Annotated in this window: 23 protein-coding genes; 16 read left to right on the top strand and 7 right to left on the bottom strand. The window is 39.6% G+C overall.

All coding sequences use genetic code 11. From position 1 onward, the window contains the following. Window positions 1-55: 55 nt before the first annotated feature. The 5 genes from LC091_RS08135 to LC091_RS08115 form a co-directional block, all read right to left on the bottom strand. Complete coding sequence (locus LC091_RS08135) at window positions 56-910, bottom strand: transcriptional regulator (RefSeq protein ID WP_226681527.1); 855 nt, start codon at window positions 908-910, stop codon at window positions 56-58. Window positions 911-1226: 316 nt separating this feature from the next. Then, window positions 1227-1694, bottom strand: coding sequence for a spore coat protein (locus LC091_RS08130; RefSeq protein WP_226681526.1), 468 nt, complete (start codon window positions 1692-1694; stop codon window positions 1227-1229). Window positions 1695-1721: 27 nt separating this feature from the next. Continuing rightward, window positions 1722-1931, bottom strand: a complete 210-nt coding sequence (locus tag LC091_RS08125; protein WP_226681525.1) for a hypothetical protein — start codon at window positions 1929-1931, stop codon at window positions 1722-1724. 904 nt (window positions 1932-2835) lie between these two features. Beyond that, a complete protein-coding gene (locus LC091_RS08120) occupies window positions 2836-3753 on the bottom strand; it encodes a nuclease-related domain-containing protein (protein ID WP_226681524.1) in 918 nt (305 codons plus the stop codon). A gap of 695 nt (window positions 3754-4448) precedes the next feature. Beyond that, the gene (locus tag LC091_RS08115) at window positions 4449-5435 is read right to left on the bottom strand and encodes a Gfo/Idh/MocA family protein (RefSeq protein ID WP_226681523.1); all 987 of its coding nucleotides are present in this window, start codon (window positions 5433-5435) and stop codon (window positions 4449-4451) included. A gap of 391 nt (window positions 5436-5826) precedes the next feature. Between LC091_RS08115 and LC091_RS08110 the strand changes: the two genes are divergently transcribed. The 15 genes from LC091_RS08110 to LC091_RS08040 all read left to right on the top strand — a co-directional run bounded on the left by LC091_RS08110 (window position 5827) and on the right by LC091_RS08040 (window position 24504). Beyond that, complete coding sequence (locus LC091_RS08110) at window positions 5827-6960, top strand: M20 family metallopeptidase (RefSeq protein ID WP_226681522.1); 1134 nt, start codon at window positions 5827-5829, stop codon at window positions 6958-6960. 129 nt (window positions 6961-7089) lie between these two features. Then, window positions 7090-8127, top strand: coding sequence for an N-acetyl-gamma-glutamyl-phosphate reductase (argC, locus tag LC091_RS08105; RefSeq protein ID WP_226681521.1), 1038 nt, complete (start codon window positions 7090-7092; stop codon window positions 8125-8127). 14 nt (window positions 8128-8141) lie between these two features. Next, window positions 8142-9380 (top strand): bifunctional ornithine acetyltransferase/N-acetylglutamate synthase, encoded by a 1239-nt coding sequence (gene argJ / locus LC091_RS08100; RefSeq protein WP_226681520.1) that lies wholly within the window; start codon window positions 8142-8144, stop codon window positions 9378-9380. A gap of 13 nt (window positions 9381-9393) precedes the next feature. Next, the gene (gene argB, locus LC091_RS08095; protein ID WP_226681519.1) at window positions 9394-10191 is read left to right on the top strand and encodes an acetylglutamate kinase; all 798 of its coding nucleotides are present in this window, start codon (window positions 9394-9396) and stop codon (window positions 10189-10191) included. Between the two features lie 25 nt (window positions 10192-10216). Then, window positions 10217-11380 carry an acetylornithine transaminase gene (locus LC091_RS08090; RefSeq protein WP_264179269.1) on the top strand — a complete coding sequence of 388 codons (1164 nt, stop codon included), beginning with the start codon at window positions 10217-10219 and terminating at the stop codon, window positions 11378-11380. After that, entirely contained in the window at window positions 11373-12446 is a 1074-nt protein-coding gene (locus LC091_RS08085) for a carbamoyl phosphate synthase small subunit (protein ID WP_226681517.1), read from the top strand. Before LC091_RS08090 ends, LC091_RS08085 begins: the two co-directional genes overlap by 8 nt. Next, window positions 12436-15660 (top strand): carbamoyl-phosphate synthase (glutamine-hydrolyzing) large subunit, encoded by a 3225-nt coding sequence (gene carB / locus LC091_RS08080; RefSeq protein WP_226681516.1) that lies wholly within the window; start codon window positions 12436-12438, stop codon window positions 15658-15660. The genes LC091_RS08085 and carB overlap by 11 nt, the downstream gene beginning before the upstream one ends. Continuing rightward, complete coding sequence (gene argF, locus LC091_RS08075; protein WP_226681515.1) at window positions 15645-16619, top strand: ornithine carbamoyltransferase; 975 nt, start codon at window positions 15645-15647, stop codon at window positions 16617-16619. Before carB ends, argF begins: the two co-directional genes overlap by 16 nt. Before the next feature lie 66 nt (window positions 16620-16685). Then, entirely contained in the window at window positions 16686-17897 is a 1212-nt protein-coding gene (locus LC091_RS08070; protein WP_226681514.1) for an argininosuccinate synthase, read from the top strand. Window positions 17898-18072: 175 nt separating this feature from the next. Beyond that, on the top strand, window positions 18073-19464 hold the full coding sequence (gene argH / locus LC091_RS08065) for an argininosuccinate lyase (protein WP_226681513.1): 1392 nt from the start codon (window positions 18073-18075) through the stop codon (window positions 19462-19464). Window positions 19465-19527: 63 nt separating this feature from the next. Then, on the top strand, window positions 19528-20052 hold the full coding sequence (locus tag LC091_RS08060) for a type 1 glutamine amidotransferase domain-containing protein (protein WP_226681512.1): 525 nt from the start codon (window positions 19528-19530) through the stop codon (window positions 20050-20052). Between the two features lie 40 nt (window positions 20053-20092). Continuing rightward, on the top strand, window positions 20093-21049 hold the full coding sequence (locus LC091_RS08055; protein ID WP_226681511.1) for a Gfo/Idh/MocA family protein: 957 nt from the start codon (window positions 20093-20095) through the stop codon (window positions 21047-21049). 104 nt (window positions 21050-21153) lie between these two features. Beyond that, on the top strand, window positions 21154-22005 hold the full coding sequence (locus LC091_RS08050; RefSeq protein ID WP_226681510.1) for a CAP domain-containing protein: 852 nt from the start codon (window positions 21154-21156) through the stop codon (window positions 22003-22005). A 752-nt stretch (window positions 22006-22757) separates the two neighbouring features. After that, a complete protein-coding gene (locus LC091_RS08045; protein WP_226681509.1) occupies window positions 22758-23627 on the top strand; it encodes a dimethylarginine dimethylaminohydrolase family protein in 870 nt (289 codons plus the stop codon). A gap of 16 nt (window positions 23628-23643) precedes the next feature. After that, window positions 23644-24504, top strand: a complete 861-nt coding sequence (locus tag LC091_RS08040) for a YihY/virulence factor BrkB family protein (RefSeq protein ID WP_226681508.1) — start codon at window positions 23644-23646, stop codon at window positions 24502-24504. A 57-nt stretch (window positions 24505-24561) separates the two neighbouring features. Here LC091_RS08040 and LC091_RS08035 read toward each other — a convergent pair whose 3' ends face one another. Together LC091_RS08035 and LC091_RS08030 are read right to left on the bottom strand one after the other, a co-directional pair. Continuing rightward, entirely contained in the window at window positions 24562-24876 is a 315-nt protein-coding gene (locus tag LC091_RS08035; RefSeq protein ID WP_226681507.1) for a hypothetical protein, read from the bottom strand. Between the two features lie 132 nt (window positions 24877-25008). Then, the gene (locus LC091_RS08030) at window positions 25009-25179 is read right to left on the bottom strand and encodes a hypothetical protein (protein WP_010199486.1); all 171 of its coding nucleotides are present in this window, start codon (window positions 25177-25179) and stop codon (window positions 25009-25011) included. 237 nt (window positions 25180-25416) lie between these two features. Here LC091_RS08030 and LC091_RS08025 point away from each other — a divergent pair, with 237 nt between their 5' ends. Further along, complete coding sequence (locus tag LC091_RS08025) at window positions 25417-25782, top strand: hypothetical protein (protein ID WP_226681506.1); 366 nt, start codon at window positions 25417-25419, stop codon at window positions 25780-25782. The last annotated feature ends 118 nt before the right edge of the window (window positions 25783-25900 follow it).

The raw sequence follows: 25900 nt of genomic DNA, 5'->3' as shown, positions 1-25900 counted from the left end.
AAATATTAGTATGAATGTTCAGAAAAATCAAACGAAAAAAAGAGCAGTCCGAAAACTACTCTTGTTTCACTTCTACTTTTTTCATTTCATTGTTTGTATTTTCAACCGGAGCCTTTTGAATAATTCTTTCTTTTAATCCGCTCATACTTCCACTTAAATAGTGGAGTGTTTGCTTATATTTACTGTCAATGGACGAAATGGCGTTTTCCAATTTGTCCACTAATGTTTGTCTTAAGGTATTAAGCTGATCGGCAATTTTCTGGGAGGCAATATCTTGGCTGTCCATTCGCTCCATTACCGACTTGTGAAACATTTCTTGAACCTGTAATTTATTGTTTATTTCTTGGTAAAAATGTTCCTGATCATGTAATGTTGATTGAAGGTCTGCATACAACTCTTCATATTTCTCTAACTTGGTGTGTATGCCTCTTGTCAGGTCTTCTTGGAATGCCAACTGATCTATTGTAGCTTGACTCAAAAGTTTTTCTTCTTCCAATGACACTTCTAATTTATCCAGTCTTTGCTCTACTTTCTTACTGCTTTCTTCATTTGATGCGATATTTTCTTGAAGTTCTTCATGATTTTTTTCGTGTACAAGTACTTTGTCATACAACTGCCGAACATTTGAGTCTTGAGTGGTTATCATTTCGGATAAAGTTTTTTGAACTTTTTCCTGGGAGTATAACTTATCTAACAGAAGTTGATGATTTTTATCCTGTATAGATATACTTTGTTGTAAATTATCATTAATCTTGTTAACTGTTCTAGAAACAGTCAAGTTCGTTTCTTCCTGTTGTTTTAAAATATCTTCTAAATAGTTTCTTCGAAATTCCTGCTGGTTAGACATAACGGATTTCGTGTGATGGAATAATTTAGGGGTGGGAAGCAGGTTATTACTTTTGTCCCTCATAACTTGACTCCTTTATTTAAGATAGGTTTTTTAACTACACTATCTTATGAGAGAGTATTTGATTTGCGAGTGTTTTTAAGAAAACTAGGCAAAAGACTAGATTTGATATTTCAGCAAATAAAAAGAAGACCATCTTTATGGTCTTCTATTTTACGCACTATTTGTAGGTGTGGTGTAAGATGGGTATAGCAAGGAGGCTATGATATGCTTTGGCAGGAATTGTAGGTGTTTTCCGGCACATTAGATAAGAAGGAGTGTTGCATGGCAGGCGTTTTTTTGGAGTGTTGTTGCTGAAGCGGGCAAGTCTTCAGCAATATTATAAGATGTCTATAGCTACAACAAGTGCAATCAATAGTTGAAGAAGTAGTTGGATGTTTAGTACTAGGTCCGTGTCAGTAGTTGTTACTCTTACACCACGAGAGTTTGAAATATACGTTTGTTGGCGGCTTACTTGTACGGATTTGGAGCTTTGAAGCAACTCTTGGATTACTTGCTCAGCTTTGTTGCTGTCCGCAATGCTTACGCTGATAACCAAAGCGATTGCAGCTTGGATCGCTGCTTGCAAGGATAAAGCAATCTTTGTGTCAGTTGTTGTAACTTCAACATCCGCTGAATCCTTGATAATAATTTGCTCATAAGATTTTTGAATCATTTTGTTCACTTGGTCAGCTTCTTGAGCTACACCATCATTGTCAAGTGGATGTCTGCTTCCTTCTGCCAATGCGCTCCAGCCATCATTGTCATATCCGCAGCTTCTTCCACCGAATAACCAATCTTTACTCATTATTTAAATCCCCCAGTTTAAAATTTTTTATTTTTCTTCTTTTTGAAGTTTTTCCATTTTCCCGAAAGAATCTTGGATGTCTGCAACCAATTTCTTCAGTTGCGCTTTTTGCTCTTTGGAGATTTTATCTCCACTTAGTTTCACATTGTGTTTCTTTAAAACATTTTGAAGCATCATGTTTGTTGTTGCCTGGGTGAGTTTTGAAATCTCTCGTTGCATATCTTTGCTATCTGCCATTCTTACACCCCCTTTTTCTTATCTACCACATACTATGAATTTACTAGAGAAGAGAGTGGACGCCTGTCCTCTAGCAAACGTCCATTTTTGATAGATTTAGTAAAATAGGCGTAAAAAATCTATTAATTAAACGATAGATTTTGATTGGCCCGTGCTGAAGGGGAAGACTTTCATTCTGACGATGAGGACTTCTCTAGGGTGGAAAAGGTAAGTTGGATGTCTTCATGCGTGCGATGAGGACCTTTCTTGGGTGAAAAGGGAACAGGGGAAGTCTTCATTCGTGCGATGAGGACTTCTCTTGGGTGAAAAGGGCATGGGAGAAGTCTTCATGCGTGCGATGAGGACTTCTCTTGGGTGGAAATGGAACAGGGGAAGTCTTCATGTGTGCGATGAGGACTTCTCTTGGGTGAAAAGGAACAGGGGAAGTCTTCATTCGTGCGATGAGGACCTTTCTTGGGTGAAAAAGGAACAGGGGAAGTCTTCATGTGTGCGATGAGGACTTCTCTTGGGTGAAAAGGGCATGGGAGAAGTCTTCATGCGTGCGATGAGGACTTCTCTTGGGTGGAAAAGGAACAGGGGAAGTCTTCATGTGTGCAATGAGGACCGCTCTCTGGCGGAAAGGGAACAGGGGAAGTCTTCATGTGTGCAATGAGGACCGCTCTCTGGCGGAAAGGGAACGAGAGAAGTCTTCATCCGTGCGATGAGGACCGCTCTCTGGCGGAAAGGGAACGAGAGAAGTCTTCATCCGTGCGATGAGGACCTGTCTATCCTGACATCGGTTTCACTGAGATCTTCATCTCTAATTGTAAGTTAAATAAAGTGGTGTTTTAGCACATAAAAAGCGAAGATGGATTAATCTCCACCCTCGCTTACTTCTAAAAACATATATAATTACCGCACATTCTCAAAACTCATAATAACTCCACTGATGTACACCTTTTGTATTCAAATGCTTTTGAAGCACTCGCCTGATCACCCGCTTTGCAAGTTTCCCATTACCCCAGTCAAAAATCGCATTTGTAGTTATTTTCATTTCAGGAAACAGCATAGTAAAATGATGAACAATTCGTAGAATACGTTTTTCAATTGATTCTTTTTTTGAGCACACCAAACAATAACAGTAAGGTCCCTTAATAGTAAATTCTAACGCGTCACAATACGAACAAGGCAAACCTTTTTGTAGCTCCTCATATTGATAAGAAGGTGGAAAATAGAATGGAGCAATAGGGTTATGAAGGGACTTAAGTTTATCTGCAAGTTCGAAGTGGTTATTATCTAGTGTTGAAGACATAGTACGTATGCTCTTTAGGAATCTATTAATCTGACCTGGGTACACGATTTGCTTGTTAATGGGTGCTTGGTATAGCGTGAATTCGGGGTTTACAAAAACTACGTATGATTGAATAGTCATATCATTACCGAGCTGTTGTAACAGTTGTCGGAACAAAGATTCACTTCTATTAAGTTGAATAAGCGGGTTGGTTACTTCAGTATGTGGTGGAACCCTTGTAAAGAGGCGGTCTTGTTCATAAAAATAATCCCCTTCGAAATTTTTCACTTCAATTATGTAAATGGTCTCTGGAAGAATGATCAGTGAGTCGATTTGAAAAGTGTTTTTGTTGTGGGGAAGAAGTAAGTCGTTGAGAATGAGACATTCGGCTTTAATAACTGAAGAAGTCAAGTTATCAAATAGCAATTCTCCCTCGTACCCTTTTTGAAGGGCATAAAGGTGCTTCCTCTCATTATCTAGTAGATTTTTGCGAGAATTAAGTAATTGATAAACTTCTAACTCGCGAGGTATAGTCCGAGGTTTATATATCATGGCACACTCCTTTATTTTTTATACCTCTTACTTTACCAATACTTGAGTGGAAAAGGTAGGGGTTTTTTTGTTAAAAAATTGAAATTTAATCCATTGCTTATTGTTGTGGTAATTATGAAGACCTGTCTCCCTTCGATGTTGCACCACTGAGGACTTCTCTAACACAAAAAAGGAACGAGAGAAGTCTTCATCCGTGCAATGAGGACTTCTCTAACACAAAAAAGAAACGAGAGACGTCTTCATCCGTACAATGAGGACTTCTCTAACACAAAAAAGAAACGAGAGACGTCTTCATCCGCCCAATGAAGACTTCTCTAACACAAAAAAGGAACGAGAAACGTCTTCATCCGCCCAATGAAGACTTCTCTAACACGAAAAAGAAACGAGAGACGTCTTCATCACCCCCATGAGGACTTCTCTAACACAAAAAAGGAACGAGAAACGTCTTCATCCGTGCAATGAGGACTTCTCTAACACGAAAAAGAAACGAGAGACGTCTTCATCACCCCCATGAGGACTTCTCTAACACAAAAAAGGAACGAGAGAAGTCTTCATCCGCCCCATGAGAACCTCTCTATCACGAAAAAGGAACGAAAGATGTCTTCATTGTTTGACCTTGAGTTAATTCTCAAATGAAGAAACTAAATAAAAAAGAACCGCCCTTGTCTAACAGGCGATTCTTTCAAGAATATAGGTTATCTTTGGTCCGCTGGATAGACCAGACCTATTTGTTTGCGTGCTTCTTCTATTAACTCCATAGTTTGCAGAGAAGCACTAAGAGAGTTAATAGAAGATTCCTTTTCACCAGTTTTAATAAGTCGAATAAATTCTTCAGCCTCATAAAACATAGATTGACCCTTTTGAGGGACCGTAATATCTTCCTCTGTCCCGTCTTTAAACCTAATCAGTATCTTCTCTGGTGTATGAATCGTATCTAAAATGATGGTTCCTTCTTCCCCTTGTATTTCGGACGGAAGGTAGGAATTTGCTATTTTGGAGTAGGCCACAGATGCATCCATTCCATCATACTGGAACAAGATGCTTCCTTGCCCATCCACTCCGGATTCCAACATATGGGCCATGGCATGCAAAGATTGAGGTTTCCCAAACAATGCCACCATTGGATAGATGGTGTAAATACCAATGTCCATTAAAGCTCCATTGGAAAACTCGGGCTTGAATGCATTAAGTACTGTACCTTCTTTGTATTTATCATAGCGGGAAGAGTACTGACAGTAACTTCCAACATAACGCCTGATTTTCCCGATTTTGTGCAGGTTTTCCTTAACTGCCAAGAAGTTCGGAAGCAGGGTGCTTTTCATTGCCTCCATCAATACCACATTATTTCTTTTTGCTGCAGCTATCATTTCAGATAATTCAGCAGTATTAGATGCTATCGGTTTTTCACATAACACATGTTTACCTTGATCCATACAGGCAATTGCTTGCTTTGCATGCAGAGAGTTCGGGCTGGCTATATAAACGGCATCGATTACGGTGCTTCTTGTAAACTCATCCAAATCAGTATATGTAGTAGTGACATTAAATTTATTCCCAAACTCCCTTGCTGTTTCTTCTTTTCGGGAATAGACAGCCGTTAAACGGAAATCTTCCGACTCTTGCGCTGCATTGATAAATGATTCTGTTATCCAGTTGGTGCCGATCACTCCAAAGCGTATCAAAATAATACCTTCTTTCTCTAATAGATGTAGACAGTATAGCAGACATGGCGAAAAAGTAGCAAAAAAAAAGAAGGCCACCTAAAAAGGTGCCTTCTTTGCGTATTGAGGCGAGGGACAGCACGACCACATTCATGCCTTGCTCAAAGAGCGCGTCCGTCGACTTACACAATTCAGCTCATCGCCCAATAAATATAACATAAATTAGCCACAATGTATAATAGATAGTTTATTCAGATAAAAATTTCTTTTTGAGGGAAATTAGGTTTGAATTCTTAAAATAGGTAGAATAAAGGAAATATAGGACTTAATAAGTAGAAAAGGTATAATAGTGAATGAGAATAAATATATGTATATAAAAAGTGTATGCGTCTAAATGTCAGGAGAGAGTAAGATGAAAGAGTTTTTACAAAATAAACAAACTGAAATGCTAGAGTTGTTGGAAAAACTGGTCAATATTGATAGTGGCTCAACTTCAAAGGAAGGAATCGATCAAATAGCCTCTATTTTATCAAAGGAGTATAGATCTATTGGATTTTCCGTCCAAGTGTTAGAAGAAGAAAAGTATGGAAATCATTTAGTTATTCAACACCCTTTAGCAAAAGAACCAAAGATTATTATTGTGGCACATATGGATACTGTATTTCCCAACGGTACAGTACAAAGTAGACCTTTCAAAGTGGAAGGTGACAGGGCATATGGACCGGGTGTGATTGATATGAAAGCCAGCCAAGTTTCCATCCTCTACGCTATGAAAGCGTTAATTCACTCACATTCTAAAGCTTATCAAGATGTTGTTCTTGTATTGAACAGTGATGAAGAGATTGGATCTCCGTCTTCCAAATCGCTTATCGAGAGCAAAGCAGCGGATAAAAAATATGCGCTTATCATGGAACCTGCCAGAAAAGACGGTTCTTTAGTTACGGCGAGAAGAGGAAAAGGGAAATATACGATAAATGTACGAGGGCGCGCTGCTCATTCTGGGATTGAGCCTGAAAAAGGAAGAAGTGCGATTGAAGAGCTCGCTCATAAAGTGATACAACTACATGCACTTAATGATCATTCTAAAGGAATTAGTGTGAACGTAGGCTTGATAGAGGGGGGATCCTCCGTTAATACCGTATCTGACAGTGCTGTTGCGCATGTAGACATCAGGATCACAGAACGAGAACAAGCACTGCCCATTGAACGGAAATTGGAAAAGATTTGTGCTTCTACTGATGTCAAAGGCACAGAGGTTGAGCTTGTAGGGGAAATGAACCGGCTACCTATGGAGAAAACGGCACGCACAGAATCATTGTTGCATGTCATTGAAAAAGTTGGGGAGCAGATAGGAGTCGAGGTGAAAGATACTGCTACAGGCGGGGGATCGGATGCCTCTTTTACTGCCGCAATGGGGATTGCCACCGTTGATGGAATGGGTCCGGTTGGCGGGAATGCCCATAGTGAAGAAGAATACTTAGAGGTTCCCTCTCTAACAGAACGAACCGAACTACTCGCAAAAACGATTGCCGCCTTGGGAGAATAAAAATTAATAAAGATGACCTTGAGAAATCTATTCGCTCAAGGTCATCTTTTTTTAAAAAAACTTATTGTATTTTTATACATACATAGTTATAATAATTCATATTATAAACGCATGGAGAGGATGAATATCTTGAAGGTTGGTATTATCGGTGCGAACGGATATAGCGGTGTAGAACTTGTTAGGCTTTTAAAGCAACATCCGGAAGCGGAAATAAGTTTTCTTGGCTCCTATTCAACTAGTGGAACACTGATTTCGGAGCAATATCCCCATTTAATGGGGATTGAAAAGGACAGATTAGAAGAAGTGAATGTAGATAATTTGATGGAGAGTGCTGACCTATTCTTTTTTGCAACACCGTCAGGAATTGCTAAAGACATGATTTATAGATTCGTAGAAGAAGGGATTCCCTGTATTGATTTATCTGGAGATCACCGCTTAAAAGAATCTAATTTATACGACAAATGGTATAAATATTCATCAGCCCCTGATAACGTTCTACAAAAATCTACATATGGGTTACCTGAACTTTTTAGGGAAGAAATTAAACATGCCTCTTTAATAGCTAACCCGGGATGTTATCCCACTGCTACATTGCTAGGTCTTGCACCATTATTAAAGACCAATTTGATTAATGTAAACAGCATCATCATTGATGGGAAATCTGGAGTAACAGGTGCAGGCAGAAAAGCTAGCATGGGCACTCATTATTGCGAAGTAAATGAAAATGTAAAAGCTTATAAACTAGGAAACCATCAACATATCCCGGAAATGGAACAAGTCATTCAGACATTTTCAGGCATGGATGTCTCCATCACGTTTACTCCGCATCTTGTCCCAATGTCCAGAGGGATTTTGTGCACCATTTATTGTGATTTAGCACAATCAATAACTACAAAAGAAGCAGTCGCACTCTACAATGAGTTCTATCAAAAAGAGTATTTCGTTCGAATCAGACAGGAGAATCAATGGCCCGCCACTAAAGAAGTTTACAGCTCTAACTATTGTGACCTGGGAATAGCAGTGGACGAAAGGACCAACAGAATTACAATCGTATCTGTTATAGACAATGTAATGAAGGGCGCATCAGGTCAGGCTGTTCAAAACATGAACATCTTGAACGGCTGGAACGAACAGACAGGATTAAAGATCACTCCAGTTTATCCATAAAAAGAGGTGAAGACATGAAAGTGGAAGTTTTATCTAAAAAAGAGAAATGGATTGCCTTGGAACAAGGAAATATATGTACTCCCAAAGGTTTTTCTGCTGGTGGTGTACACTGCGGGATAAAACGCAAACGAAAAGACCTGGGGTGGATATATAGTGAAGTTCCTGCAACAGCTGCAGCAGTCTACACAACCAATCAATTTCAGGCACCACCGCTTAAAGTATCACAAGAAAGCATCAACACCGACGGAACTCTTCAAGGCGTTATCGTTAATTCAGGTAATGCTAACTCTTGTACAGGAAAAGATGGATTACAAAATGCTTATAAAATGAGAAGCATTTTTGCTGAAATGGCTTGTCTGAACGAGCAGGATGTTGCAGTTATTTCTACAGGTGTCATAGGGGAACAGCTGCCAATGAACAAGATAGTAACAGGAGTGGAATCGATATCAACGCAAATATCCGGTAATGATGCGACTTCTTTTGAAGAAGCTATTTTGACAACAGACACATTTACGAAACACATATGTCTTCAATTAGAGACCGAAAATAAAGTTTATACAATAGCAGGTGCTGCAAAGGGTTCAGGGATGATACATCCAAACATGGCAACCATGCTTGGATTTGTCACGACCGATATCAATATAGACCATGAAGCATTACAACAAGCATTAAGAGAAGTAACGGCAAAGACATTTAATATGATTACCGTAGACGGTGATACAAGTACAAATGACATGGTGCTTGTATTGGCAAATGGGATGGCTGGTAATGATCGATGGACGCAAGATGACGATGAATATGCACTTTTTAAAGAAGGACTTCATATTGTCTGTCAATCACTTTCTCAACAAATAGCACGAGATGGTGAAGGAGCTACAAAGCTAATTGAAGTGCAAGTAAATGGAGCAGTAACAGCTCACGATGCCCAAGTCATTGCTAAAACCATTGTCGGTTCGAGTTTAGTGAAAGCAGCAGTTTTTGGCCAGGATCCGAACTGGGGGCGGATTGTGTCCGCTGTTGGATATAGTGGGATTACCATAAATACGGAAAAAATCAAAGTGATGATCGGGCCAATCTTAATCGTGGAAGATGGGATGCCTGTTACATTCTGTGAAGAGGAAGCCAAATCTTATTTAAAGAATGAAAAAATAGACATAGTTATAGACCTTTTAGCAGGAAGGGAACATGCTACTGCTTGGGGTTGTGATTTATCTTACGATTATGTACGGATTAATGCATCATATCGAACGTAAAGGAGGCCAATCAATGAAGTCGCTCGTAATCAAGTGTGGTGGCAGTACAGTAGAGAAGCTTTCTGCCTCTTTTTTTACAGAATTAGTAGAGTTAAAAACAAAGCATCATATTCAACCAATCGTTGTTCATGGAGGAGGACCCTCTATTTCGAATATTTTATCCTCGCTAAATGTGGAAACCACTTTTGTCAACGGTTTAAGAAAAACGACAGAGCCTGTATTGGAAGTTGTGGAAATGGTTTTGTCAGGATCGATGAACAAGCATTTTGTACGCGAAATAATGAAAGCCGGCGGAAATGCAATGGGTTTAAGTGGTGTGGATGGAAGGTTTCTTATGGCAGAGCCAATTGCCAATGCAGAGGAGCTAGGGTTAGTTGGTGAAATTGTGGATGTAAATAAAGAATTACTACTTACAATCATGCAACAAGGAATCATTCCAATCATCTCACCGGTTGCTGTTGATAAAGACGGCCAGCACTACAATATTAATGCGGATATGGCAGCGGCGGCTGTTGCAACGGCATTCCGTGCACCTCTTTGCATGATCACAGATGTTGATGGAGTGCTTGTAGGAGATTCTGTCGTGTCTAAGTTATCAGATTTAGAAGTTAATAGCTTAATAGAAAGTAATCAAATTACTGGTGGGATGATTCCAAAAGTGGAGGCAGCCATTCAATGCTTAACAAAAGGGGTGAGTAAGATTGGAATTATAAATGGCACTACAAGGGACGCCTTGATCGATTTTGCATTGAACCATACAGGTGCAGGTACATCATTCTACCTTGAGGAGGTTATGGAGAAAAGTGTCTAAATCTGCTACTGATTACTCACCAATAATGAATACATACAACAGGCTGCCTTTATCTATCCAAAAAGGTAAAGGGGCATATGTCTGGTCTGACAAGAATGAAGCATATCTGGATTTCACTTCAGGAATTGCAACATGCAATCTCGGGCATTGTCCCCCAGAAGTTCAAAAAGCTCTTGAGAAACAACTGTCCAATCTATGGCATACGTCCAACCTTTATCACGTGCCAAAACAGGAAGAGCTCGCCAGCCTTTTGGTGGAAAAATCCTGTTTTGATCAGGCGTTTTTCTGTAATAGCGGTGCAGAGGCTAACGAGGCTGCTATTAAGCTTGTAAGGGCCATTGCCAATAAGAAGCATAAAAAGCAAGCTAGCATTGTGACTTTTCAGCAAAGCTTTCACGGAAGAACTTTGGCTACAGTGGCTGCAACTGGTCAAGAGAAAATCAAGGCTGGATTTGAACCCATGCTAGAAGGGTTTATCCACCTGTCTTATAATGATTACCAATCTCTACAAACAATAAGTGAATTGGAACCAACCGCTGTCATGTTAGAACTTCTTCAAGGCGAAGGTGGAGTGGTACCGACAGATCCTGACTGGGTAAAAGAACTATCTGCTATATGTAAGGAGAATGGGATACTACTTGTGATAGATGAAGTGCAAACGGGAATGGGTCGTACCGGAAGCTTGTTTTTATATGAACAATACCATCTTGAACCAGATATTATGACACTAGCCAAAGGGTTGGGCTCAGGTTTTCCTATTGGGGCGATGCTCGCTAAGGAAGAGGTCTCTGCTGCCTTTCAACCTGGAATGCATGGAAGTACTTTTGGCGGAAACCCGTTGGCATGTACTGCAGGCATTGAAACGTTAAATATTATAAGCGAAGAAAACTTTTTGAAAAATGTTGCAGAACAGAGCAAGTTTCTGCATTCACAGCTTGAAACTTTGCTAGATGACTTTTCCTTTATTAAGGAAATAAGGGGAAAGGGTATGCTTATTGGTTTGGAGATAAATGGGAACGCAATGGACATAGTCAACATGGCATTAGAACAAAATCTATTATTATTAAGTGCCGGTCCAAACGTAGTAAGATTGCTTCCACCTCTCACAATCTCACAAGAAGAAGTGGTCTCTTTTATTCAAACATTCACCAAGGTACTACAACAATACAGGGAGGAAGAACATGGATAATGGATATTTAGTTTTAGAAACAGGGGAAGTTTTTCCCGGTACTTTAATAGGAAGTAAAGGGGATGCAATAGGGGAAGTGGTTTTCAACACCAGTATGACAGGTTATCAAGAAATTATGTCAGACCCCTCCTATGCTGGCCAAATTATCGTCTTCTGTTATCCTTTAATTGGAAACTACGGGATTAACCCACAAGATTTTGAAGCCGCAAATATCTATGCCAAAGGGGTAGTCATGGGAGAGGCGTGTCATTTGCCTAATCATTATTCTTCTGAGGTTGCAGCACCGGAGCTTTTAGGTGAAATGGGAATCAGTGGACTTAGTAATGTGGATACAAGAGAGCTTGTTAAAACCATTCGAAAACGCGGATCTGTGAAAGGGTTTATTACTAACACTTTAAAAGAATTCCCCGATATAAAAGTTCCTGATAATTGGGTGGAATTGGTGTCCACCCCTAAAATAAAAAACTTTCCTGGTGCAGGTCCTCATATTGTTCTGGTGGATTATGGTTATAAAAAGTCGATACTAGAAGCTTTGCTTCATGCAAACTGTCAGGTAACAGTTGTACCATTTACCACGAGCTTAGAAGAAGTAGAGGCCCTTCAACCTGATGGGGTGTTACTAAGTAATGGTCCTGGAAATCCTGAAGTATTAAAGAGTCACTTGCCAAAAATTAAAATGATTGTTGAAAAATTCCCAACGCTTGGAATCTGCCTTGGTCATCAATTGTTAGCAATGGCATTTGGTGCAACCACAGAAAAGTTACTTTTTGGCCATCGAGGCGGCAATCACCCTGTAAAAGAACTTGTTACAGGGAAAGTGTATATCACGTCACAAAATCACAGCTATAACGTAAAAGAAGATTCTATTAATCTAGATGTCTTTTCTATCACCTATAAAAATATAAACGATGGAACAGTGGAAGGCCTTCAACTTAAAAATTTCCCTGCTTTAAGTGTCCAATTTCACCCGGAAGCACACCCTGGACCGCAGGATACCAATTATATATTTGAGAAATTTCTAACACTCATCCATGAGAAAACAGGAGTAATGTCATATGCCATTTAACAAAAAGATAAAAAAAGTGTTGGTAATCGGGTCAGGACCGATCGTCATCGGTCAAGCAGCTGAATTTGACTATGCTGGAACACAAGCTTGCCTTGCCCTTAAAGAAGAGGGGATAGAAGTGGTCCTCGTAAACAACAATCCTGCGACCATTATGACTGATGTTGATATTGCAGATCATGTTTATATGGAACCTTTAACAGTGGAAAGTCTAGAGAACATTATCGAGAAAGAGCTGCCTGACGGAATTATTGGAACGCTCGGCGGGCAGACTGCATTAAACTTGATAGTAGAGCTATCGGCCAAAGATATCTTGAGTAGACATAATGTTTCAGTCCTTGGAACATCCGTTCACTCTATCCAACAGGGAGAAGACAGAGAACTGTTTCGAGAACTGATGTTGGATTTGAATGAACCAGTACCTGAATCCCAGATTGTTCATTCTCTAAAAGAAGGCCTTCAATTTGTTAAGGAAATCGGGTACCCGCTTATCATCAGACCTGCTTACACCTTAGGTGGAGAAGGTGGCGGCTTTGCATATAACGATAAAGAATTTGAATCCATACTGAAAAAAGGGTTGAGTCTGAGTCCTATCGGTCAAGTTTTAGTGGAAAGAAGCATAAAAGGCTGGAAAGAAGTGGAGTACGAGGTGATGCGTGATGAGAATGATACGTGCATCATCGTCTGCAACATGGAGAATTTTGATCCGGTCGGTGTTCATACAGGAGACTCTATCGTAGTGGCCCCTTCCCAGACTTTAACAGATAGACAATATCAACTACTAAGAAATGCAAGTCTAAAAATAATAAGAAATTTAAAAATTGTCGGAGGTTGCAATATCCAATTTGCAATCGATCCACATTCAGACGATTACTATATTATCGAGGTGAATCCTCGGGTAAGCCGTTCATCCGCTCTTGCATCAAAGGCAACCGGTTATCCGATTGCAAGAATGGCAGCCAAGTGTGCAGTCGGTTACCACTTGGACGAAATAAAAAATCCAATTACAGGCTCTACGTTTGCTTCCTTTGAACCTGCTCTTGATTATGTTGTTGTTAAGTTACCAAGGTTTCCATTTGATAAATTTCCTGAGGCGGATTCAACCCTTAGTACACAAATGAAGGCAACCGGTGAAGTACTTGCGATTGACCGTACTTTTGAAGGAGCATTAAATAAAGGACTTCGCTCTTTGGAGATGAAAGTAAACGGGATTACACATCCTGCCATGGAGAGTATAGTGGAAAATCAGTGGTTGGGATTACTGAAAGAACCAACGCATTTAAGACTCTTTGCCATCACCCATGCTTTTAGCCAAGGTGTTACATTAGAGTCCATACATGAGGTAACTTCTGTTGATAAATGGTTCCTTCATAAGTTACAACAAATGGTATTGCTTGAACAAGACATTTCAAACAACAGCTTGGATACATTACCCCTTGATACTTTAAAAATAGCAAAACGTCATAATATCAGTAATGACAAATTGTGTGCTTTATTAGGTTGTAACCATGAAGAGTTGGCTTCTCTTATGAAGGATCAGCATATCTTTCCGTCCTATAAGTTGGTAGATACATGTGCAGCTGAATTTGAGGCTATAACTCCATATTACTATTCGACCTATAACGGAGGGGATGAAGTAGAAGTCAGTCATAACAAGAAAGCACTCATCATAGGGTCCGGTCCAATCCGTATCGGTCAAGGAATCGAGTTTGACTATTGCTCTGTTCATGCAGTGAAAGCATTGAAGAAATCCGGCTATGAAACGATTGTAGTAAACAATAATCCAGAAACGGTCAGTACAGACTTTTCAGTAGCAGATAAACTTTATTTTGAGCCCATTACAGTAGAAGATATTTTACCCATCATTCAAAAGGAAAAGATTGATCTTGTCTTTATTCAATTTGGGGGACAAACTGCTATCAATCTTGCTGAAGGACTTACAGGTCAAGGTGCGAAAATTGCAGGTACTAGCACCGAATCCATTGACAAGCTAGAGGATCGATCCCTCTTCTATTCATTATTGGAATCAGAAGGCATTCCTCATATAGAAGGAAAAATTGTGGAACAAAGCAGTCAATTAAAAACAGAAACACAGGCTTTAGGATATCCGGTATTGGTACGTCCATCTTACGTGATAGGAGGACAATCCATGTATACCATCTATGACGACAAAGAATTAGAATCATTCCTTGATATAAACCAAAATAATGATTTTCTATGGCCACTATTAGTAGACCGTTATTTGCCTGGACTTGAATGCGAGTTGGATGTAATCTCAGATGGAGACCAGATATATATTCCAGCCATTTTTGAACATATAGAAAAGGCAGGAGTTCACTCAGGTGACAGTCTTGCAGTTCTGCCTTCTTTATCGCTGTCAAACCAGATGCAAGAAAGACTAGTAGACTATACAAAAAAAATATGTAATGCCGCGCAAATAGTTGGCATTGCCAATATCCAGTTTGTTATTAATGAAGACAATATCTACGTGTTAGAAGTAAATCCAAGAGCATCCAGAACAGTCCCGATAGTGAGTAAAGTTACGGATGTCCCAATGATTGAACTTGCAATCAAAGCACAATTAGGCGAGAAGCTTAGTCAAACTGGGCTAAAAGAAAATCCGGGTTTCTGGACCGTCAAAGCACCTGTCTTTTCCAATACAAAATTAAAAGACGTGGATCATGTACTGGGACCAGAAATGAAGTCTACGGGAGAAATCATCGGACTGGGAGAAACTTTAGAAGAGGCGATGACTAAAGCGTTGTTTCTAGGAAAAGCTAGTCCCTTCACCTCCAAGCAGGAAGAAAAAGTAGTCTTTTGTTCCATCTCAGATCGTGAGAAACCAAATGTACTTCCACTGTTACACGAACTGGTAAAGAAAGGTTTTTCTTTTGTCGCAACGGAAGGAACTGCTGAATATTTGAAAGGAAATAACATGGACGTCAATTCAATATCACAGAATGTACTGGTCAACACTTTGAAAACACATAAATTTTCTGCAGCCATTATCATTCCTACAATAGGAAGAGACCCTTCACGTAATGGGGCAATGTATCGTGCGTTATGCACAATGAACGGAATTAAGACTTTTACATGTTTAGAAACTGCTTATCAAGCCATTGTATTGGAAGATAACATACAAGTAAATTATCAAACTATAAAAGAATATTTACAAAACGAAAAAAGAGAGGTTGAATATTTATGCAAAGTGTACTAAAATGGGAAACGAAGAAGGACACCTATCAAGTTAGTCAATCTCATTTTTTGACACTTGGATCCTTTTCACAAGAAGACATTCATTTTTTATTAGAAGATGCTATTAAACTTAAAAAATATCAAAAAGAGGGAATACCTCACCCATTCTTACAAGGAAAAGTGCTCGCCATGCTATTTGAAAAGGCTTCTACCAGAACAAGAGTATCGTTTGAAGTCGGTATGCTGCAACTTGGTGGTCATGCGATTTTCTTAAGCTCCAATGATATCCAATTAGGGCGTGGAGAGTCCCCAGCTGATACAGCAAAAGTTCTGTCCCGTTATGTAGACGGATTGATGATACGGACCTTTAATCATGAAATATTAGAAGATTTTGCACGTCATTCGGACGTCCCAATCATCAACGGCCTTACCGATTCACATCACCCTGCTCAAGTATTGGCAGACCTTTTGACCATCAAAGAGCATAAAGGGAAATTAAAAGGCTTAAAGCTTTGTTACTTAGGTGATGCAAACAATAATATGGCCCATTCTTTAATAGAAGGTGCAGTAAAAGTTGGCATGGACATTTCCATCGCTTGTCCAATCGGTTTTGATCCGGATCCGTCCATTCTCGCTGCAATGCAGAAGGAAGCACTCTTAACAGGTTCTTCCATTAAGGTCGGAGAGTGCCCGGTTCAAATGATTAAGGATGCAGATGTAGTCGTAACAGACGTCTGGACCAGCATGGGGCAAGAAGCAGAAACAGAAGCAAGACTCAAAGTTTTTGCACCTTATCAAGTAAACAAAGAGCTTTGTCAACACGCTAAAGATGATTTCATCTTTTTGCACTGCCTGCCAGCACACCGCGGGGAAGAGGTAACTGCTGAAATCATTGATGGATCCCATTCTGTTGTATTGGATGAAGCGGAAAATAGACTTCATGCACAAAAAGCCATTCTGAAGGCTTTGCTAGGTAACTAAATTTTTTTACACTAAAATGCATAAAAATACAACATCATAGATTTTTATACCTGAGGAGGAATTGGAATGAAGAAAGAAAAAGTGGTTTTGGCATATTCAGGAGGACTCGATACTTCTGTTTCCGTTAAATGGTTACAAGAGAAATATGGTTACGATGTCATTGCACTGGGTCTTGATGTTGGAGAGGGTAAGGACTTGGAGTCGATCAAACAAAAGGCTCTCGATGTTGGTGCAATCAAAGCAATAATGGTTGATGCAAAAGAGATGCTGGCCAAAGATTATATTGTCCCCGCATTAAAATCGAATGCGATGTATGAAGGTAAGTATCCGTTATCATCCGCGTTGTCTCGTCCGCTTATTTCAAAGCTACTCGTGCAAGTCGCAGAGGAAGAGGGAGCTGTGGCAGTGGCACATGGTTGTACTGGGAAAGGGAACGATCAAGTCCGTTTTGAAGTGTCCATTCAAGCGCTAAATCCTAATTTAAAGGTCATTGCGCCAGTTCGTGAATGGGGAATGACAAGAGACGAGGAAATCGAATACGCATTAAAGCATAACATCCCAATTCCGGTTAATTTGGATAACCCCTTTTCCATAGATGCGAATATATGGGGCAGAGCATGTGAAGCAGGTGTACTGGAAAATCCGTGGAATGAAGCACCAGAAGCTGCCTTTGATTGGACTAACCCGATTGAACTGACACCAGATCAACCAGAATACATCGAAATTAGTTTTGATAAGGGTATTCCTGTAGCGTTAAACGATAAGCAAATGGGCCTTGTTGATCTTATCGAAGAATTAAATCTGCTTGGAGGAAAGCATGGGGTTGGAAGAATCGATCATATCGAAAATCGCTTGGTTGGAATCAAATCAAGAGAAGTATACGAAAATCCTGCAGCCCTTATTCTTATCCAAGCTCATAAAGAACTTGAGTTTTTAACCCTTCCAAGAGAAGTCAGTCAGTTTAAAGCTACCATTGATGAGCAAATGGCCAAGGTCATCTATGAAGGTCTATGGTATTCTCCATTAGTTAACGCACTCGGGGCATTTATTGAGGAGACACAGAAAAATGTAACAGGTAAAATTCGCGTGAAGCTCCAAAAAGGCAACCATACTGTAGTTGGACGTCAATCTCCAAACAGCCTTTACAATGAAGAACTTGCAACCTATTCCAAGGGGGATATGTTTGATCATAACGCGGCAGTCGGCTTCATCAAACTCTGGGGCCTCCCTACAAAAGTATACGCCGAAATACACAACAAACAAAAAGTGACCCTGTAATATGGTGTAACTGAGTTGATTGTAGTGGAAGGCGCGCAGACGCCCGCGGGAGGAAGGGACAGGGGAGACCCCGCAACGAAGTGAGGAGGCTCCCGGACCGCCCGTAGGCAAGCGAAGCGCCTGGAACGGAAATCAACAGTTTATGCAGAAACTTACAGAAAGAGGAGGCAACAACATGACAAAGCTCTGGGGTGGAAGATTTACAAAAGAAACAAACAAACTAGTAGAAGAATTCACAGCATCCATCGAATTTGATAAAGAACTCGCACTAGAAGATATCCAAGGAAGCATGGCACATGTCCAAATGCTAAGTGACTGCGGCATCATTCCAAAAGACGACGCAAAAACAATTCAACACGGACTCCAAGTAATCCAAAACAAAATAAATGCAGGCGAAGTCGAATTCTCCGTTGCACATGAAGACATTCATATGAACATTGAAAAGCTGTTAATAGATGAAATCGGGCCAGTAGGAGGAAAACTTCACACTGGAAGAAGTCGTAACGACCAAGTGGCAACAGATATGCACTTATACCTAAAAAAACAAACGGAAGAAATCATATCACTGCTAACAGAAGTACAAAATTCCATCTTAATGAAGTCCAAGGAAAATGTGCAAACCATTTTACCAGGCTACACGCATTTGCAACGCGCTCAACCCGTGTCATTTGCACATCATCTAATGGCATATTTCTGGATGTTTGAACGTGACAAGGAGCGTCTACAAGACAGCCTTAAGCGAATTAACTGGTTACCGCTTGGAGCTGGTGCCTTAGCGGGCACTACCTTCCCAATAGATCGAGCTCAAACTGCCTCCTTATTAGGATTCGATAAAATATACCCTAATAGCATGGATGCCGTCAGTGACCGTGATTTTATCGTCGAGTTTCTATCTCATGCATCACTTATCATGACACACATCTCACGGCTTTCAGAAGAAATGGTCATATGGTCAAGTCAGGAATTCCAATTCATTGAACTAGATGATTCTTTCTGTACCGGTTCAAGTATTATGCCTCAAAAGAAAAACCCGGATGTACCGGAACTGCTTCGAGCCAAAACTGGCAGAGTCTACGGAAATCTGGTTGGGCTTCTCACCGTACTAAAAGGTTTACCATTGGCATATAACAAAGACATGCAGGAAGACAAGGAAGGGATGTTCGATACAGTCAAAACGCTGGTTGGTTCCCTGAAGCTGTTGGCACCGATGATTCATACGATGACTATAAATGAAAATAAGATGTATGAAGCGGTATCAAATGACTTTTCAAATGCTACCGATATTGCTGATTACTTAGTGACAAAAGGTCTACCATTTAGACAGGCCCATGAAATCATCGGTAAAATTGTGCTGTATGCCATCAATCAGGATAAATATCTTTTAGGCCTGAAATTGGATGAATATAAGCAGTTTTCTCCTTTATTTTCAGACGATATTTTTGAGTTGCTTCAGCCCAAACGCGTGGTGGGGGCAAGAAAAAGTGAAGGTGGCACATCCTTTGAACAAGTAGAAAGTCAGCTAGAACTAGCGGAACAGCTAATATATGATTCTGTTCCTTCTTCATAATTTGCAAAACGCGATACCCTCGTTCACAATGGAGTTATATTCATGTGAAGGAGGGTATTTTTTATGAAACTACATAACAAAAAAGTAATACAATTGGTCAGTGACGATTTTGAGGATTTGGAGCTTTGGTATCCTGTTCTACGTTTGCGTGAAGAGGGTGCAGAAGTAGTCATTGCTGGAGAAAAAGCAGGTACCACCTACATCGGAAAATATGGCGTCCCCATTGAATCAGACATATCTTTTCATGATGCAGATCCAGCAGATTATGATGCCATCTTAGTTCCTGGAGGATGGTCGCCGGACAAACTCCGAAGATATGATGACATACTTTCCATGATCCGTACGATGGACGAACAAAAGAAACCAATCGGTCAAATATGTCATGCAGGCTGGGTATTAATTTCCGCAAAAATACTTCAAGGCAAAAAAGTAACCAGTACACCAGGAATTAAGGACGATATGATAAACGCAGGAGCAGAATGGGTCAATGAAGCCGTAATTGTCGACGGAAACATCATCTCCAGCAGAAGACCACCAGACCTTCCAGACTACATGAGAGAATTCATCCAAGTTCTAGCCGAGAAATAGATAGAAATCAACTGTTAAAGCTATCATAGGGGGAGAAACATTGAAAAAAGTATATAAGGTTGGAGTAGTTGGGCTTGGTGTAGTGGGCCAGCGGCTAATTTCAGCATTCCAAAAAAATGAAAATACTCAAATCACTGCAGTGTGCGACTATAATGAAAACTTAGCAAAAGAAACAGCCGTTGAATGCGGTGATATATCTTACTTTTTAGACTACAAAGAACTGATTCAACGAAAAGAAATCGATTTTGTCTATGTCGCAGTTCCACCAGCAGTACATTATGAAGTCGTAATGTTCGCTTTTCAGCACAAGAAACATGTTCTCTGTGAAAAGCCACTTGCCAATTCCGAGGAGGAAGCAGAAGCAATGCTTCGAGGTGCAGAAGAATCTGGTTTAATTCATGCCATGCATTTTCCTCTTGTATATGAAAAAGCATTTGCAACAATAGAAGACCTTATAAGCAAAGACTCCTTTGGGGAAATAAAGCGCATCACATTAAAGATGCACTTTAATCAATGGCCAAGACCTTGGCAACAAACAAATTGGATAAATTCTAAAAAACAAGGGGGATTTATCAGGGAAATTTCGCCACATTACCTTCAAATGATCCTCCATTTTTTTGGTCCAGTAAAAGAAGTCAAAAGTTATGTGGATTACCCATCCAACCCAGAACTAAGCGAGCAAGCTGTTATTGCGATGCTTAGTCTTGAAAATGGAGTGCGGGTACTAATTGATGGACTAGCCGGGCAAGCGGAAAATGAAGAAATAGCCTTTACCATACATGGGGAAAATCAGAGCCTTTCTTTACTTAATTGGAGAGAGGTAAAATTGGCAAATAAGGGAGGAACATGGAAAGACATTAAAGACTCCGAGCTAGTTTGTTCAAAGGGGAGCTTGGTCGAACATTTTGTAAAAAGGTTAAATAATGAACAAGCTTTTCTTGTCGGATTTAAAGAAGGTTTACAGGTTCAACGTGTGTTAGAGCAACTAATACGATAAAAACAGTTACCAATTTTATCTCTTTTTTATCATTATTACCAATAATACTTTCAGGTGAAATTGCAAAACTAAAAAAGTATTAATGATGAAAAGGAGATGTACAAATGACGAAACTTTTGAAAGTAACTGTAATTACTGCTTTTGCATTATCATTAGTGGTCGGTTGTAACAATAATGCTACCAACAATAATGATAATATGGATAACAACAATACAGCATTTCTTGATAATGATAACGGAAATGGAATTACTCATGTAAGAAATGATGCTCGTGGGATGGGTCAAAGTGCAGATGTTCAAGAGATTAACAATGGATACTTAACAATTGATCAAAACTCTTTCAGCACATCAATACCTAGTGAAAAGTTCCCGCATTTTGAGAAATTCCAGCAAGAAGGACCATTTGCTATCTACAAATTCCAGCAAGAAATACCTCAGGGACAGCAAGGCCAGCCTGCACCTGCTCAGCCAGAACAAAAACAGGCTCCACAAGGCGGTCAAGCTGCACCACCTGAGAATCAACCTGATGAAGAGCCTAAAGAAGATAATCAACAACAAGCTGAAGAGTCAACAGAAGGTATTTCAGAAACAGAAATGAAAGTTATAGAACTAACAAATGCGGAGCGCCGCAAAAATGGATTATCAGACCTAAAAGCTGATGCTTCACTAAGTAACGTTGCTCGTGATAAATCCAAAGATATGCAAGCCAATAATTACTTTTCTCACACAAGTCCAACTCACGGATCCCCATTTGATATGATGAGAGACTACGGTATTACCTATAATACTGCCGGAGAAAATATTGCAATGGGCCAACGTTCTCCAGAAGAAGTTGTTCAAGCTTGGATGAACAGTGAAGGGCACCGTAAAAACATCCTAACTCCAGATTTCACACACATCGGAGTAGGTTATGTAGAAGAAGGCAACTATTGGACACAAATGTTTATCGGTAAATAAGTAAAATAAAAAGCAAATCTAGTCAGATGATTAGATTTGCTTTTTATTATTTTAAATAATTGTATTATGGAGTAATCGTTAGGGTATTTCTTGATCTGATCGTTGTGATGAAGACATCAGTGAGAAGGAAAAAGGAACAGACAGGTCCTCATTGGGGTGATGAAGACCTCAGTGACAAGAAAAAAGGAGCAGACAGGTCTTCATAGATGTCATGAGGACCTCAGTGAAGACTAGAAAAGAGTAGACAGGTCCTCATTGGGGTGATGAAGACCTCAGCGACGACAAAAAAGGAGCAGAGAGGTTCTCATAGATGTCATGAGGACCTCAGTGAAGACTAGAAAAGAGTAGACAGGTCCTCATAGGGGTGATGAAGACCTCAGTGACAAGAAAAAAGGAGCAGACAGGTCTTCATAGATGTCATGAGGACCTCAGTGAAGACTAGAAAAGAGTAGACAGGTCCTCATAGGGGTGATGAAGACCTCAGCGACGACAAAAAAGGAGCAGAGAGGTTCTCATAAAGGTGATGAAGACTTCAGTGAGGAGAAAAAAGGAGGAGAGAGGTTTTCATATCAATCAAGGAAAGCGTAAAGGCTCGCTTAGGCCAATATTTCAAAGTATCTGAGACCTTGATTCCTATTCGCCAGATACCCGAGGATATGTATTTTTATTATTTTTAAATGTTTAAGTAATTCTCCATTTAGGGAATAGAGTTTTTAGAACAACTTACATATCACTGATCGGAGGATTACAAAATGACAATTGATTTGGAATATACGGATAAGGTGACAAGACATACATGTGAAAATGAATTCGGAGAATTGCAAAAGGTCATTGTGTGTCCGCCAACTCATATGAGCATCACAGAAGTGATTAATGAAACACAAAAACATTTCTTGGAAGACAATATTGATGAGACGTTGGCAACAAAGCAACATCGTGATTTTGTTCAAGCTATGTTGGCAAATGGAGTGAATGTGTATAGTCTACCTCCGAGTAAGCAATATCCAGAACAGGTTTTCACAAGAGATATAGGCTTTACTCTTGGAGATACCGTTTTTGTGTCGAATATGGGCAGTGATATTAGATCAGGAGAAGAAAAAGTCCTAAAATCGTGGCTAGATGAACAAGACTTAGCATATAAACCCTTCTCAGGTTACAGTGTGGAAGGCGGGGATATCATCATTGACCGTGATATCGTGTACATTGGAATTAGCGGTAGAACTAGCAATAAAGCCTTTGAACATATAAACCAATCTCTTTCTAACTATACCGTTAAACCTATACCGATAGACAAATCATATCTCCATTTGGACTGTGTATTTAACGTCATTTCCCCAACAGAGGCACTGGTTTTTTCTCCAGCACTAAGAGAAGAAGAACTAGACTTTCTATCAAAAAGATATGAATTGATTGAAGTATCTAAAGAAGAACAATTCACCATGGGTACGAATGTATTGTCTATTGGCAATAAGAAGATTTTCAGTCTGCCTTGCAATAAACAAGTGAATGAGCAACTCCGCTACAGGGGCTATGACGTAATAGAAGTAGATATTTCTGAAATCATCAAGTCCGGTGGATCGTTTAGATGTTGCACGTTGCCTTTACTCAGAGGCGGAAAATGAGAGGTGGGTGTGAAAGTTGTCGCGACTTGTTAAGTTCTTAAAAAGATTAGGCCTTGAAATGAAAAAAGACCGAGCAACAGGGTTGGCGGCAGAACAGGCCTACTATTACATGCTATCACTATTTCCTTTGTTAGTGCTGGCCTTATCCATTATCCCTTACTTGAATATTGATCCCCAAAAAGCGATAGAGTTCCTGCAAACCATGATGCCGCCCGAAACCGTTGCCGTATTCGAAGATAACATCAATGAATTCGTCAATAAACCGAACGGCGGGTTGTTGACCTTTGGAATACTCGGAACAATATGGTCAGCTTCAAACGGGATGAACGCCTTTATCAGTGCAATGAATGAAGCATTTAATGTAGAAGAAAGCAGGCCTTTTTATTTGGTAAGATTACTGTCTATTGGGCTAACTATCGGTTTGATTTTTGCATTCCTTATTGCATTTTTCCTACCTGTATTTGGAGGGATCATCATCAAGCAGTTGGAATCGTTTATTTATATTCCAGGAAGTACAGCCATCATATTAAATATCTTAAGGTTCCTCATTGCGTTTTTTGTTATTTTTACGATTATTGCGGTCCTTTATCGCATTGCCCCTGATGTAAGCAAGTCATTTAAGCAGTTGTTACCGGGTGCCCTGGTTGCAACAGTAATCTGGCAGCTTGTATCCTTAGGATTCTCGTTTTACATTAGTAACTTCGGGAATTACTCCGCAACGTACGGTAGTCTTGGTGGGGTAATTATCTTGATGTTATGGTTGTTTTTAACAGGACTTGCCCTTGTCATCGGAGGCGAAATTAATGCCATCTATCATAAAGATCGGATTACTACCGGCTCCAATAAATATCACGATGAAAAATTCACAGCACTATAATTGCAAAAGCACCGTTTTCCCTTTATGGGAGACGGTGCTTTTGCTTGATATCTTCTCTTACATGCCACGTTCATACTCATGAAGTTTTTGCTTGGAACTACTTTTGAATGCATTGGGAAGTTTCTTTATTTCTGCAACTGTAAAGGTAAAGACGGATTTCTTCCAATCCATATCATTTTTTATGGCCTCTTGTTTACTTTTTAATTGAACTACCTGTTCTTGAATGGCATCATTTTCTTCCTGAAGACGTTCACTCACCGAGTTGATATAGGACAGGGTAGGGTTTGTCTTTTTTCGAAAAGAGATAAATGCGATACTGAGCAGAATGATGGATGCAACTAGAATTCCAATACTTATATATACTAACAGCATTTCTTCCTCCTCCTTAGGCCTTCATATAGAATAATTACCCCGCAGATAATGATAAAAACATGGAAGGTTCCTAAAAACATAAAAAAGAAACCCATGCAGGGAGCCTTGGGTTTCTGGAGTTGAAATTATAAATTAGCTTTGTTTGATTTCTTCTTCGAAATAAAAGGTTTTAGGGTTTTCTTTTATGGTGTAGGAGTATCTTTTTAAATTGGGGACGTAGTTGAATTTTAAGATGGTAACTTCCTCGCCAGTGCTTTTCAAAATGACTTTTTCATTGTCTTGGAACTTGTTTTTTTGTTTCATTAATGTTCCTTCTTTCCATTTGGAATTTCTAATCATTCTTTCATTATCTCATAAATTTAGGCGTAATCCCACTTAATCCTCAAATATATTTTCTCCAATCCCGTATATTTATAGAAAATGGTGGTAGAAACTGGCTGGAGAGGTTACACTATAAAGAGAGGTAAGTTCCTTTGGTATCCTGGTGTTAAGATTCGCCGTCTAAAGGTGTGAAGCCGACACACAGAGAGGATGACCTATATGTCATGTCTATTTTACCAAGCAAAGGCTGGAGACGGGTTGAAAAAAAGAGGATTGAAACGATCTGATACTTTCCTTGAAACCGCAGAGGATGCTGTTTCAGAAGCCCTTGGTTTAAAGGAACGAATGGATAAAGCCTACAAAAATAATATAACATGGGACTATGAAGAACAGATGAAAGGCTCTACTAATAAAGTGAAAATCCTTAAAGGATATTTAGATGGAGATAAGAACTCCAACCCTTTTTACCTTGAAATTTCAACATTAGATGGTGCAGATAAGGTTGCCGTTGCTCCCATCAAACCAAAGACTATATCCAAGCAAGATAAAAAAGTACTGAAAAATGTTATAAGTTTTTATAAATAAATCCCAAAGAATAGCCAAGATTTCAACAAAATTTGTTGAAGGAATCTTGGCTTTTTTAATTTGATAATGTTTGTGATATAGTTTGGGAATGTAAAAAATGATGAGTTGAGGAAAGAAC

It is taken from the genome of Sutcliffiella horikoshii, from assembly GCF_020524325.1.
Taxonomy (GTDB): Bacteria; Bacillota; Bacilli; order Bacillales; family Bacillaceae_I; genus Sutcliffiella_A; species Sutcliffiella_A horikoshii_D.
This window is presented reverse-complemented; position numbering and strand designations above follow the sequence as displayed.